The organism is Undibacterium sp. SXout7W (assembly GCF_049339385.1).
In the GTDB taxonomy this organism is placed as follows: domain Bacteria; phylum Pseudomonadota; class Gammaproteobacteria; order Burkholderiales; family Burkholderiaceae_D; genus Undibacterium.
This window is the reverse complement of record NZ_JBMPPF010000014.1, coordinates 21,741-33,681: the sequence shown is the minus strand read 5'-3', so window position 1 is coordinate 33,681 and position 11,941 is coordinate 21,741. Positions and strand designations below refer to the sequence as shown.

15 protein-coding genes are annotated in these 11,941 nt (G+C 52.9%); 8 read left to right on the top strand and 7 right to left on the bottom strand.

Annotated elements, in window-relative coordinates; all coding sequences use genetic code 11:
• From ACO0LB_RS13660 to ACO0LB_RS13650, 3 genes are all read right to left on the bottom strand, one after another.
• Positions 1-1,467 (bottom strand): hypothetical protein, encoded by a 1,467-nt coding sequence (locus ACO0LB_RS13660; protein ID WP_423049917.1) that lies wholly within the window; start codon positions 1,465-1,467, stop codon positions 1-3.
• A 127-nt stretch (positions 1,468-1,594) separates the two neighbouring features.
• Positions 1,595-2,092 carry a GNAT family N-acetyltransferase gene (locus tag ACO0LB_RS13655; protein WP_423049915.1) on the bottom strand — a complete coding sequence of 166 codons (498 nt, stop codon included), beginning with the start codon at positions 2,090-2,092 and terminating at the stop codon, positions 1,595-1,597.
• Complete coding sequence (locus ACO0LB_RS13650; RefSeq protein ID WP_423049913.1) at positions 2,089-2,379, bottom strand: DUF1778 domain-containing protein; 291 nt, start codon at positions 2,377-2,379, stop codon at positions 2,089-2,091. Before ACO0LB_RS13650 ends, ACO0LB_RS13655 begins: the two co-directional genes overlap by 4 nt.
• 468 nt (positions 2,380-2,847) lie before the next feature.
• Here ACO0LB_RS13650 and ACO0LB_RS13645 point away from each other — a divergent pair, with 468 nt between their 5' ends.
• Positions 2,848-3,201 (top strand): hypothetical protein, encoded by a 354-nt coding sequence (locus ACO0LB_RS13645; protein WP_423049911.1) that lies wholly within the window; start codon positions 2,848-2,850, stop codon positions 3,199-3,201.
• 112 nt (positions 3,202-3,313) lie between these two features.
• Here the strand turns inward: ACO0LB_RS13645 and ACO0LB_RS13640 are convergent, their stop codons facing one another.
• Genes ACO0LB_RS13640 through ACO0LB_RS13625 form a run of 4 tightly spaced genes read right to left on the bottom strand, consistent with a single transcriptional unit; the run spans position 3,314 to position 5,848 of the window.
• Positions 3,314-4,060, bottom strand: coding sequence for an anti-sigma factor (locus tag ACO0LB_RS13640; RefSeq protein ID WP_423049909.1), 747 nt, complete (start codon positions 4,058-4,060; stop codon positions 3,314-3,316).
• Entirely contained in the window at positions 4,057-4,659 is a 603-nt protein-coding gene (locus ACO0LB_RS13635) for a sigma-70 family RNA polymerase sigma factor (protein WP_423049907.1), read from the bottom strand. The genes ACO0LB_RS13640 and ACO0LB_RS13635 overlap by 4 nt, the downstream gene beginning before the upstream one ends.
• A 16-nt stretch (positions 4,660-4,675) precedes the next feature.
• Entirely contained in the window at positions 4,676-4,855 is a 180-nt protein-coding gene (locus ACO0LB_RS13630) for a hypothetical protein (RefSeq protein ID WP_423049905.1), read from the bottom strand.
• Positions 4,856-4,912: 57 nt separating this feature from the next.
• Complete coding sequence (locus ACO0LB_RS13625) at positions 4,913-5,848, bottom strand: LysR substrate-binding domain-containing protein (RefSeq protein WP_423049903.1); 936 nt, start codon at positions 5,846-5,848, stop codon at positions 4,913-4,915.
• A 136-nt stretch (positions 5,849-5,984) separates the two neighbouring features.
• Here ACO0LB_RS13625 and ACO0LB_RS13620 point away from each other — a divergent pair, with 136 nt between their 5' ends.
• The 7 genes from ACO0LB_RS13620 (at position 5,985) to ACO0LB_RS13590 (ending at position 11,809) form a co-directional block, all read left to right on the top strand.
• Positions 5,985-6,587: an FMN-dependent NADH-azoreductase gene (locus tag ACO0LB_RS13620; protein WP_423049901.1), complete on the top strand. Its 603-nt coding sequence runs from the start codon at positions 5,985-5,987 to the stop codon at positions 6,585-6,587.
• Between the two features lie 158 nt (positions 6,588-6,745).
• Positions 6,746-7,648, top strand: a complete 903-nt coding sequence (locus tag ACO0LB_RS13615) for a pirin family protein (RefSeq protein ID WP_423050115.1) — start codon at positions 6,746-6,748, stop codon at positions 7,646-7,648.
• 261 nt (positions 7,649-7,909) lie between these two features.
• Complete coding sequence (phnC, locus tag ACO0LB_RS13610; protein ID WP_423049899.1) at positions 7,910-8,752, top strand: phosphonate ABC transporter ATP-binding protein; 843 nt, start codon at positions 7,910-7,912, stop codon at positions 8,750-8,752.
• Positions 8,753-8,778: 26 nt separating this feature from the next.
• Positions 8,779-9,771: a phosphonate ABC transporter substrate-binding protein gene (gene phnD, locus ACO0LB_RS13605; RefSeq protein WP_423049897.1), complete on the top strand. Its 993-nt coding sequence runs from the start codon at positions 8,779-8,781 to the stop codon at positions 9,769-9,771.
• 64 nt (positions 9,772-9,835) lie between these two features.
• Positions 9,836-10,609 carry a phosphonate ABC transporter, permease protein PhnE gene (gene phnE / locus ACO0LB_RS13600; RefSeq protein ID WP_423050113.1) on the top strand — a complete coding sequence of 258 codons (774 nt, stop codon included), beginning with the start codon at positions 9,836-9,838 and terminating at the stop codon, positions 10,607-10,609.
• Positions 10,609-11,343, top strand: coding sequence for an HD domain-containing protein (locus ACO0LB_RS13595; RefSeq protein WP_423049895.1), 735 nt, complete (start codon positions 10,609-10,611; stop codon positions 11,341-11,343). Before phnE ends, ACO0LB_RS13595 begins: the two co-directional genes overlap by 1 nt.
• Positions 11,327-11,809, top strand: coding sequence for a GNAT family N-acetyltransferase (locus tag ACO0LB_RS13590; protein WP_423049893.1), 483 nt, complete (start codon positions 11,327-11,329; stop codon positions 11,807-11,809). The genes ACO0LB_RS13595 and ACO0LB_RS13590 overlap by 17 nt, the downstream gene beginning before the upstream one ends.
• Positions 11,810-11,941: the final 132 nt, after the last annotated feature.

Sequence of the window (11,941 nt, the reverse complement as noted above, 5' to 3'; positions counted from 1 at the left end):
CTACTTTCTATAAATATCCACTGTTGTTGGCGGAATTTTTATGCCTCCGACATATGGCACCTTTCCTTTCCCCACAACCGTTCGACCAAAAATCTCTAACTCAGGATACGCAATGGTTTGATTTGGAGTGAATGGTGCGGTCTGCGAAGCCTTCATATCAGACGATTTTATCGATCCCGTTTCAATGTTTTCGCCCAATGCGTCTAGTCGAACTTTCAAGCCTGATGGCCCATTTGATCTTATCGTAATTTGCGGCTGAATATTGACTTGAGTTTCGGGGAGCACATCTTTTATTACCTGGGCTTCCCAAGCGTCACCGGCCGCCTTGTTAGCTTGTACGCTGCTCTTTACGTTATTTACCCCAGCCCCCACCTTACCCACATTATTAGCCGTCATTCCCGCAGTAGCAATCTCATCTACAACTTGCACTGCCCGCAGTATCGTACTACCTAATCCCAATACGGTAGTCGCAATGTTAAAGTCCTTTTCCTGCTTTTTCGCCAAGGCCTCGTTATACGCTTGCGTTCCTGCATCCGGTATCGCATTGGCTATCGGGTCACCATTTGTACAATTTGCCGCTGGGCAGGTTGCTATTAATGGGAAGTAGGCATTTCCATCCACCATGACTGTGTTGCGTTGTGTGCCATCTGGGGTGGCGACAAGGCTTGAGGAGCTGGTGTATGTCGGCCCTTTGGTCAGTATGAAGGGACTCGCTGTACCTCCAGTGTTAGCAATGATAAAGGTGATCAGGTCATTGTTTGGGCGGACTGGTGCATCTTCTATGAGGGCTGTTTGGCCAGAAGGACGCAAGGAGATACTTTTGTCTTCTTTGTAGGTTTCCTGGATCGTTAATCCATTGTTGATGTTGGTGAGTGTGCCATTCTTGTTGATCAGGGTTTCTTGCGTGCCTTCTGCGACGATGACGTTGCCGTTGCTGTCTTTCACGCCTGAAGCGCGCAGTGCATCCAGAATTTGTTGTTCTGTGTATTGTCCTTTGCTCTTTGCTGCCAGGGCTTTGGCGAGGGTGTAGTCATTCGGATGCAACTGCCGGTTATTCGCATCTGTCGCCAATGCGCTCGCTGCTCCTTGAGTACCTCCTGCCAGGAATCCCATGCCTGCCGCTGTCAGGTCGGCGATGCCTTTGGCTGTAAGGGTGGCGGTTTCTTCGCTTAACCCTGCCTTTTGTAAGTTCGTCTGGATGCCGCTTTGCAGGTTGTTCATCCATTCGGCTGAGCTGGCACTCGCTGCCGCGCCAGCCGCTCCGCTCGTTCCTCCTGTCAGGGCTCCTACTACGGTGTGAAGCAGGACGTGCGATGTCCCCCCTTCTTTCCATTGCTCAATGCCTGCCGTGTCGTTGTTGGCCAGGGCTTGTTCATATTGTTTCTGGGCGTAGTTGCCTACTGCGGTACTGGCTAGTTTGCCAAACTCGCTGGTGATCTGAACCTGGGCGTTGACTTCTTTGCTCACTACGCTTGAGTCAAATATCTTTTGAAGCCCTGTCTCTTTGTCTCCGGTTCTGGCGTCTTTGTTGCCGGCAATGCCGGTAATGCCGGATTGGGTGGTATCTTTCCTCGTTACGCTGTAAAGAAGAGTGTCAGGCGATGCCTGAGCTAGCCAGCTTGGACAGGTTCAACATCAGGGTCATCGGCTCGCCAGGGGACTCGATGAAGCCGTGATGCACATAGAAGCGTTTGGCATTTTCGCTGATGGCATGACATAACAGGGCGCGGATGCCCATGTCGCGTGAGAGTCGCAGCGAGCGCAACACGGCATCCTGGAGTAAATCGGCACCCAGGCCACGGCCCTGGTAGTCGGTATGGATGGCCAGGCGGCCAAGTACCACCACGGGGATCGGGTCGGGCATGTTGCGCCGGATGTTGCCGGGCGCTGGCGCATGCAGCACCGAGCCTGCCGCCAGGGCGTAATAGCCCACTACCGTGTTGCTATCGCACACGACAAAGCAGCGCGTCGCGCCGTCCTGCTGGTTCTTGCGCGCACGTTGCCTGACCCAGTTTTCCAGTTCGGGTTCGGTGCAATGAAAGGTAGTGAGATCGTGTCCGTCGTGAAGTGGGCAAGGCGCTATCAAGCTCATTTATCCGCGGGCTCCCATGCAGCACGGCGGCTCAACAGACGTGCCAGCACCTCGCGATTTTCTAGGGGCGCGTCCAGCACCTCGGCAAAGCGCTTGAAGCCTGTTTCATTGAGCGCGAATAAGGTGCGATCCAGCAATAATCGTTGCGCCTTCTCACAAGATGCTTCCAGCATGAAGTCGGTGCGGCTCTTGCCCGCCAGTTGGGCGGCCTGATCAATCAGTGCGCGCTGTGCGCTGGGCGCACGCAGGTTAATGGTCGTTTCTCGGGTTGCAACAGTGGATGCCATGATTGCCTCTTGTTCCGTCGGAGCGGGAATAATTTTTAAATGTCATTACATTGTACATACAAACGTATTTCCCTGCACTGTCTACCCGGACTTGTTTCATCAAGGATATCGGCAATTGGGGCGGCTAAGTGCAGCAGACCTGGCGGTGCTCAGGCTGGCGATCGGGCAAGCTATCGGCTAGACAGATTCTTTCTTAGCCGCTAAAAAAACCTCACTTAGGTGTTGCCTGCGACGGTGAGGCTGGCACTGACTGCGGTGGTGTTGGTGGTGCGGTGCGCACGGCGCACCCTACGGATATTTTTGCCTGTATGGCCTGAAAAATACTGGGGGTAGTATATAAATACATGCCTTATTTTATATAGACGATAGGCTGATATTGGTCGATACTCCCTTAAAAACTGAAAAAATACCGGTGATTGTGCAAGCTGAGCAGAACGCGGGGGGAGTGATGGGATTGCCGATGTCGTTATGAGTCACGCTGGGATTGAAGCCGATACCAACACCAACACCAACACCAACACCAACACCAACACCAACACCAACACCAACACCAACACCAACACCAACACCAACACCAACACCAACACCAACACCAACACCAACACCAACACCAACACCAACACCAACACCAACACCAACACCAACACCAACACCAACACCAACACCAACACCAACACCAACACCAACACCAACACCAACACCAACACCAACACCAACACCAACACCAACACCAACACCAACACCAACACCAACACCAGCATCAACTTCGAAGCGAAGGTCAAACGGGTATCGATGCCCCTATTGAAGCACCGCCGAAGCTAACATCGGTCAGCCATCAGAAAACAAAAAAGGACGCATCGTTGCGTCCTTTTTCAGGTTGCAGGCTGGTTGCCTGCGCCTGCCAAGATGGGGCGGAAGGCTTGGGAGGAGATGCTTAAATTTCCAGCCAGTTTCCTTTGAAGATGATAGGGCCAGACGGTTTTTCCGGATTGCCTGAGCCGCCTTTGGGTTCCAGCGTGACAGCCAGTAATGGAATATCCGCCGCGTTCATATTGTCTGGCATTGGCAAGACGATGCTGCCGTTATCCGCCACTAAACCAAGTGATTTGACGGTGCCTGCCTTGGATACGGCCCATAATTCCAGGCTCTTATCGGCCGGGATATGTTGCGCCGTGACCATTTTCACCACCAGTTGATGGCGCTTGCTGTCGCCCGTAATGACGGCAACTGGCTGAGCTTTATCATCGGACAGCGTCGCGACATAGTTGTTCTGGATAGGCAAACTTTGTTCTGTCTGCTTACTCAGTAACACCGACAACATGATCAGCGCTGCAGTGGTAGACACCATGCCCAGACCGCGCCAGAAGGCAAGATCCTCGCGCAGATTGCGCCAGTAAGCCCAGCGGTCATTGCCGGATTTGCCTGCCTGTGCCGTTGGTTTCAGTTGCAGACGCTTTTCGATCGCGTTCCACACGTGTGACGACGGTTGTGCTGCGGGGGCAAATTCTGCCATCGGCAGCAGATGGCTTTCCCACTGGCGTACCACCTGACGCAGGCCCGCATCCTGTCCCAGCCAGTGCTCAAAGCGCCGCCGTGCGCCGCCGCGTAAGGTGCCAAGCACATATTCGGCTGCCAGCTTGTGTTGCAGCTGCTGGTTATGCTGAATGGACAACAGATTCATGATGCCTCCAGCCGGTTCAGGCACTGGCGCAGCTTGTCCAGCCCACGGCGTATCCAGGTCTTGACGGTACCGATCGGTAATTTCAGTTGCTCCGCTACTTCCGAATGCGACAGATCATGAAAAAAAGCCATCGCCACTGCCTGCCGGTGCAAGCCTTCCAGCCGTGACATGCAGCCGGCCAGCGCCTTGCCATCCTGGCTGATTTCCAGCGTTTGTATCGGAGTAGGATCGCTACTCTCCATTGCATGCACGATATTCATATCGAAACTTTCTCCGTCAATTTCCACATCATGATCGAGACGTCGCAAGAGATCGAACGCTTTGTTGCGCACGATGGTCGTCATCCAGGTCATCGGTGCGGCCAGACTGGACTGATAACTGCTGGCGTTGTTCCAGATGCTGACGTAACTCTCCTGCAAAACTTCTTCCGCTAACTCTCGCTTAACTAATATACGCAGCGCGAAGCTAAACAGTTTCGTTGAAGTTGCGTCATACAGCGATTTAAATGCCTGAGCATCCTGACGGGTAACGGCATCGAGCCAGTGATGTAGCTGACTGGCGGCGGGGACTGGGGTGGCGGCGGGGGCGGGATTGGGCAATTGAATATCCTGTTCGTCAACGTAGCGATGAAGTGTCTGAGGTGGCGGAGGTATGTTGCAATAACGGAAACCGATATACCAGACCGAAGGCTGGCATGGTCGGCTGTGCCGCTGAATTGTAGCCCAGAATCAGCGTCAGACTGGCCGCCAGACCCATCACCAGTGCGCCTCTGGCTTCAGAGTCACAATTGTTCACGATTATGACTGACGCATGTGACGGATGTGACGTAGGTAACCATAGCGACGCCAATATTCAGCGTATCGGATTGATTCTGTTCCCCAGACTTTGGCAGCGCGTGCTGGTGAATTCGGTCTGCAATAAGTCCAGAAACACTCTGGTACGCGCTGGCATCAGGCGGCGTCCCGGAAATACTGCCCAGACCTGAATGCTGGGCAGTTGCCAGTCCTCCAGAACCGGCACCAGTTCGCCGCTGTCGATAAAACGCTGCGCAAAATGATGAACAATCATGATGATGCCGTGTCCCTTCAATGCCAATCGCGTCAGCAATTCGGGCGAATTGGCGGTGGCGCGTCCCGGTGGTATGCCTTCCCATTTCTGCTCATCCCTGTGCAATTGCCATAGCGCTGGTTCGCCATTGCGAGCCAACAGCCGTAAGGCATCGTGTTCCATCAGTTCTTCGGGTTCGTGCGGCATACCGTGCTGCGCCAGATACGACGGCGCGGCGTACAGCCCCACGGTGAACGTCGCCAGACTGCGGGCGGCCAGCGAGGCATCGTCCGGCAGATCTCCGACGCGGATCGCGACGTCGATATTTTCGCCAATCAGATCAACACGGCGCGGCGACAGATCCACATCCAGCGAAATCGCCGGATATTTGAAAATCAGGTCCGAGAGCATCTGCCCCATTTCATGATTGGCAAAGTCGGCTGGCATAGAAATCCGCAAACGTCCCGACGGCTCAGCCTGACGGTGCTGCGTCAGCGCCAGTGCCGCATTTACTTCTTCCTGCACCTGCCGTGCATGCAGCAACACACTCTGTCCAAAATCCGTCACCGTCAGCTTGCGCGTGGTGCGCAGAATCAGCCGTTCACCCAGTTGTGACTCCAGCACCGTGATGCGCCGCGACAGCGTTGATTTGGGCACGCCGAGCCGCTCTGCCGCTTTGCTAAAGCTGCCTTCATCCACCACACGGGCAAACAACAGCAGGTCGTTGGGTTCCAGATGCATGTGATTATCCTATTTTTGGAACAATGATATCCATTTTAGCGCCTTCCGGATTGATTTTGGAACGATTAAAGTACCTACATCCAGCAAACACATCAACACATTGAGTCCGCTGTCACTTACATAAAAAGGTCTAGCCATGAAACTCTTACAAATTAATTCCAGCATCCGTTCCGACGCTTCCCATTCCAATCGTCTTGCCAGCCAGGTTGTCACCCGTTTGCAAGCAGCGCATCCGGATGCCACGCTGGTATTGCGTGATCTTGGTCATACACCACACCCTGCTCTGGATGGTGTTGCGCTGCAGGCATTGTTCACACCCGCAGAGCAACGTACTGCGGAGCAACAGGCCAGAGTTGCACTTGATGATGCCCTGATTGCCGAAATTCAGGCGGCGGACGTTGTGGTATTGGGCGTGCCTATGTATAACTTTGGTATTTCTGCGCAACTGAAAAGCTGGATTGATGCCATTTCCAGAGCGCAAGTCACGTTCCGCTACACCGCGAACGGCCCCGAAGGTTTGTTGACCGGCAAAAAAGTGTATGTGGTCCTGACGCGTGGCGGCCTGTATCGCAACACGCCGAACGACTCACAAACACCGTATCTGAAGTCTTTCCTTGGTTTTCTGGGGATGAGCGATGTCGAGTTTATTTTTGCCGAAGGTCTGGCAATGGGCCCCGACGCAGAAGCCGCCGCACTCACAGACGCAACACAGCAAATCGAAACACTGATTGCGATCTGAGCCATTGTTACCGGAGTCGCTACTCCGGTAACATCATGAGCAGAGTAAATACCGTTACCGCATCTGGCGAACCCGCATCAGATGCACAGAACATAGCGCAGGAGAAAGTCATGGCCGCAGCAACAGTAACAGCAGCAGTACCAGCAACAGCGACACTCATAGAAACCACGCTCGCAAACCGGGTACAGCAGTCACGTCAGGTGGAGCAACTGGTGGCAGGACAAGCCACATCGGATGGCGCTGGCGTCAAGCTGACGCGGGTGCTGACGCAGCCATTTCAGTACCGGTTTGATCCTTTTTTAATGCTGGATGCATTTGGCAGCGATGAGGCTGGTGATTACATCGCAGGTTTTCCTGATCACCCGCATCGCGGCTTCGAAACCATCACCTACATGCTGGCCGGGCGCATGCGCCACCGCGACAGTGCTGGCAACGAAGGACTGTTGCAGAACGGCGGCGTGCAATGGATGACCGCCGGACGTGGCGTGATTCACTCCGAAATGCCGGAGCAGGATCAAGGACGCATGGCAGGTTTTCAGCTATGGCTGAATTTACCCGCCAAAGACAAAATGACTGCCCCCTGGTACCGCGACATCCAGAGCGAAGCGATTCCTGAATTTTTAACGTCACAAGGTGTGCGGGTCAGAGTGATTGCCGGAAGCAGTCATGGCATCGACGGCGCGGTGCAACGGGAAGTGACACAGCCGCTGTATCTGGATATTCATCTGCCCGCCGGTACGACGATGGAGCAAGTATTGCCTGCTCATTTCAATGCGTTTGTGTATGTGTATGAAGGCGAACTACTGATCGGCGACAGACTGGTACCGCAACAACGGATGGCGATTCTGAAAAAATCAGCGCAGGCTGACGGTGTGGTGATGCAGGCAGCCCATGCTACCGATGCGACTTATGCCACAACAGAAACCAGAGCCTTACTGATCGCCGGACAGCCGTTGAACGAAACGATAGTACAGTACGGCCCTTTCGTCATGAATTCTCAGCAAGAAATTTTGCAAGCGATTCATGATTTTCAGGCCGGTAAACTGGTGAGTCATGCGTGATGAAAAATGTACAGAATGCACTCTGCATGGCGAATAACGTGGCAAATGCAAGGCGGTCTCAAGCGTGATCGGAAGTTGGTATAAGGTGGACATTGTTACTGGTATCTGATTTTTTAAAAACCAATATCACATACTCACATAAGAAACGGCAGACGGAGCAACAGCTTCCCTGCCGTTTCATCATTTTGTAATCCGGCGTTCATACGCCTGACACATTCATGCTCAATACTCCCGCAGATCAGTGCTATCGGAGCGGATGTCATGAAGCTGGAAATCAACGGGATTTCAAAAACTTTTCGGGGCGGCTATCAGGCGCTTGATCAGGTATCGCTGACTTTTTCTCCCGGAGAAATGGTGGCGTTGATCGGTGCATCCGGCTCGGGCAAATCCACCTTGCTCCGTCATATCTCTGGCCTGATTGCCGCCGATGCTGGTGATAATCAGATCCTCTTTGGCAGCCGACCTGTGCAAGCCAATGGGGTGATCGGCCAGCATATCCGTCAGTTGCGTTCGCAGATTGGTTTTGTGTTCCAGCAATTCAATCTGGTAGGCCGTTTGCCGGTGTTGACGAACGTACTCACAGGAGGCATCGCCCGTATTCCTTTATGGCGCAGCTGCTTCAGAATATTCACCGCAGAAGAGCGAGCTGCTGGTCTGGCGGCGCTGGCACGGGTTGGCATTGCTGAACATGCGTATAAGCGTGCATCGGCGCTCTCTGGCGGCCAGCAACAGCGTGCCGCGATTGCCCGCACCATCGTGCAACGCGCCAACATGATTCTGGCGGATGAGCCCATTGCTTCTCTTGATCCGGAATCTGCCCGGCGTGTTATGCAGACGCTGGCAGACCTGAACCGTCAGGATGGTACGACGGTGCTGGTATCGCTGCATCAGGTTGATGTGGCGTTGCGCTTTTGCCCGCGCACCGTCGCCTTATCCAAAGGCCGGGTGGTCTATGACGGACCATCGAATCAATTAACCGAATCCATGCTGCGTGAATTATATGGCGCTGAAGCCGATGAATTATTGAGTGCAGCGCCTGTACCGAATACTGCCGATCTGCCTGTTGAACACCTTCCTTTATCTGCTCTTGCGGCTGCCGCCTGAGTTTTATTGTTTCTTCTGGAGTCACTATGACCACTGTAACGCTGCGTAAAATGCTGTTCTCTTTCTCACTGGGTCTGACACTGGCCGCGAGCGCCGGTGGCGCGCTGGCAGACGATGCAGGAAAAACACTGAATTTCGGCATTATTTCCACCGAGTCTTCACAAAATCTGAAGCAGGACTGGCAGCCGGTTCTGGATGATATGAGCAAAAAACTGGGCATGAAAATCAATGCCTTTTTTGCGCCTGATTATGCCGGTGTGATCGAAGGTATGCGGTTTAACAAAGTACAGTTTGCCTGGGTTGGTAATAAATCAGCGATTGAAGCAGTAGACCGTTCAAATGCAGAAGTATTTGCCCAGATCGTGAATACCGATGGCACCTTAGGCTATTACAGCATGATCAGCGTACACAAAGACAGTCCTTATCAAACGCTGGATGAAGTGTTGCGTAACGCTAAAAATATGAATTTTGGGATTGGTGATCCGAATTCCACATCAGGTTATCTGGTGCCGAGTTATTACGTGTTTGCACAAAATAATCTGAACCCTAAAACCACATTCAAGACGGTACGTGGTGCTAATCACGAAACGAATATCCTGGCAGTCGCTAATAAGCAGGTAGATGCGGCGGTACATAGCTCCGATACGCTCGACCGCATTGCAGCACGCCAGCCTGAAATGGCAAGCCAGTTGCGTCAGGTGTGGAAGTCTCCGCTGATCGCCGCTGATCCTATCGTCTGGCGCAAAGATTTGCCAGCAGATACTAAAAACAAGATCAAAAATTTCTTTGTGACTTACGGCAAAACTGGCCCTGATGCTGCGCGCGAAAAAGCACAACTGAACAAGCTGACACTCAGCGGATTTCAAGAATCTTCCAATGCACAACTCAAGCCGATACGCCAGCTTGAACTGTTCAAGGAAAAAGTGAAACTGGAATCTGACATGACGATCTCGGCAGAGGAAAGAAAACAAAAGCTCGATGACATTACCCGCAAACTCAATGACATCGCCAAATCCTGATTCTATTTCTGATTCTATGTCTCATCGTATGTCTGCTTCATCCAGCCAGTCAGCGTCGAAGGCCATGCAATTACCACAACCACCCAGACAGGATATGAGCAAACTGATGGTCTGGGCGATTGTGCTGGCGCTGCTGGGTCTGTCCTGGCAGGGCGCAGACATGCGTCCGTTGGAACTGATACGTGACAGCGGTAACATGGTTACTTATGTTGCCAGTTTTTTTCCGCCGGATTTTCATGAATGGCGTATTTACTTGCAAGAGCTGATCGTGACCTTGCAAATTGCCGTCTGGGGCACAGCCCTGGCGGTGGTGTGTGCAGTACCTCTGGGTTTGCTGAGTTCATCCAATATCGCGCCTGACTGGGTCACCCAACCAGTGCGGCGATTGATGGATGCAGCGCGTGCCATCAATGAAATGGTCTTCGCGATGTTGTTTGTGGTGGCAGTCGGGCTGGGGCCGTTTGCTGGCGTGCTGGCGCTGTTTGTACACACAACCGGCATTTTGTCCAAGCTGTTTTCTGAAGCCGTGGAAGCGATTGATCCGCAACCGGTAGAAGGCATTCGCGCTACTGGTGCGCATGCACTCGAAGAAATTGTCTACGGCGTCTTGCCGCAGGTGATGCCGCTGTGGATTTCTTTTACCTTGTACCGGTTTGAGTCAAATGTGCGTTCTGCCACGGTGGTCGGCATGGTGGGCGCTGGTGGTATCGGTGTGATTTTATGGGAAGTGATACGGGCATTTCAGTATGCGCAGACCTGTGCTGTCATCCTCATGATTGTCATCACCGTCAGCGCGATTGATGTGGTTTCTTCTCGCCTCAGAAAGATTTTTATCTGATGACAGAATCTTCTGCTGCGTTTTCTTTGGCTGCTATGACTTCTATTATTTCTGATCATCCTATTGCTTTGATCACTCCGTCCGGTCCTTCCACATACAGGCAACTGGCGGCACCGATCATTCTGGCAACGCTGCTTGATTGGCTGGAACAGCGTGCCGGTGGTTTTTATGGTGGCGAAGCCATTACTCAGCTGGAACACGCTTTGCAATGTGCTGAGCTGGCGCTGGAACACGGTGCCAGCGCTTCGTTGATCAGCGCGGCTTTATTGCACGATATTGGTCATCTGGCAGACGGAGAAACGGATGAAACTTATCCTCACGGTGAACTTGCATCAGCCTTGTTAAGCCAATTGTTTGGCCCTGCTGTAATCGAGCCTGTACGCATGCATGTCGAAGCAAAGCGCTATCTGTGCGCAGCCGATCCATTGTACTGGTCTGGCCTGTCGCCCGCATCCAGACGTAGTCTGGAATGGCAAGGTGGCCCTTATACCGCAGAGCAGGCAGACATCTTTATCCGACAGCCGTATGCAGACGATGCCGTACAGCTGCGGCTCTGGGATGATGCAGCAAAACAACGTGATAAAGTGACGCTGCCGTTAGCGCATTTCGTTGCGATCATGCAGGAAGTGATGATCGCGCCTCACGCGTCTGGCGCTGACATGAATGTTGATATGCATGCCGACCTGCATTCCAATATGAACACGGACGTGGACACCCATGAATACGATGCCTGATTCCATCATTCCCGAGAGTGTTTCGTTTCGTCTGGTGCAGGAAGATGATGCGGCTTTACTGGCGCGCTTGCAGGCAGAAATGGATGATGATCTGCCGCTTGCTGAACATCAGCTGGACATTGCCGCCATGCGCCAGACATTAAAAATCATGGCGACCTATCCTGATTTCCATGCCTATTTTTTGCTTGATCATGATCAGATCATCGGTAGTTTCAGTTTGCTGATATTTGCCAGTCCATCACATCAGGGTAGCCCGCAAGCCTTGCTCGATGCGGTGGTGATCACAGCCGCCCGTCGTTCCGAAGGATATGGCGAAATGATGATACAGCAGGCTATGCAACTCGCCGCCAGCGCTGGTTGCTACAAGATGATGCTGTCGTCGAATCTGAAACGAGTGGCGGCACATCGTTTTTATGAGCGCCTGGGTTTTGTTCAGCATGGCCTGAGTTTCAGTATAGAACTGTGAAGCAACAGCGAAGTCGGCACAGGATGGCTACAGAACTCTTCCAGGAGTTTTGCAGCGTTCCTATAACACTCATGTACCTATAGCACTCATATACCTATAGCGTCATGTTCATGCCGTGTGCCCCCGTGTGCG

What these genes read in the sequence shown, in the direction of transcription:
- ACO0LB_RS13595 (WP_423049895.1), top strand. Translation starts at nt 10,609, where the DNA reads ATGACAGAATCTTCTGCTGCGTTTTCTTTGGCTGCTATGACTTCTATT.
- phnE (WP_423050113.1), top strand. Translation starts at nt 9,836, where the DNA reads ATGCAATTACCACAACCACCCAGACAGGATATGAGCAAACTGATGGTC.
- ACO0LB_RS13620 (WP_423049901.1), top strand. Translation starts at nt 5,985, where the DNA reads ATGAAACTCTTACAAATTAATTCCAGCATCCGTTCCGACGCTTCCCAT.
- phnD (WP_423049897.1), top strand. Translation starts at nt 8,779, where the DNA reads ATGACCACTGTAACGCTGCGTAAAATGCTGTTCTCTTTCTCACTGGGT.
- ACO0LB_RS13650 (WP_423049913.1), bottom strand. Translation starts at nt 2,379, where the DNA reads ATGGCATCCACTGTTGCAACCCGAGAAACGACCATTAACCTGCGTGCG.
- ACO0LB_RS13655 (WP_423049915.1), bottom strand. Translation starts at nt 2,092, where the DNA reads ATGAGCTTGATAGCGCCTTGCCCACTTCACGACGGACACGATCTCACT.
- ACO0LB_RS13625 (WP_423049903.1), bottom strand. Translation starts at nt 5,848, where the DNA reads ATGCATCTGGAACCCAACGACCTGCTGTTGTTTGCCCGTGTGGTGGAT.
- ACO0LB_RS13590 (WP_423049893.1), top strand. Translation starts at nt 11,327, where the DNA reads ATGAATACGATGCCTGATTCCATCATTCCCGAGAGTGTTTCGTTTCGT.
- phnC (WP_423049899.1), top strand. Translation starts at nt 7,910, where the DNA reads ATGAAGCTGGAAATCAACGGGATTTCAAAAACTTTTCGGGGCGGCTAT.
- ACO0LB_RS13640 (WP_423049909.1), bottom strand. Translation starts at nt 4,060, where the DNA reads ATGAATCTGTTGTCCATTCAGCATAACCAGCAGCTGCAACACAAGCTG.
- ACO0LB_RS13645 (WP_423049911.1), top strand. Translation starts at nt 2,848, where the DNA reads ATGAGTCACGCTGGGATTGAAGCCGATACCAACACCAACACCAACACC.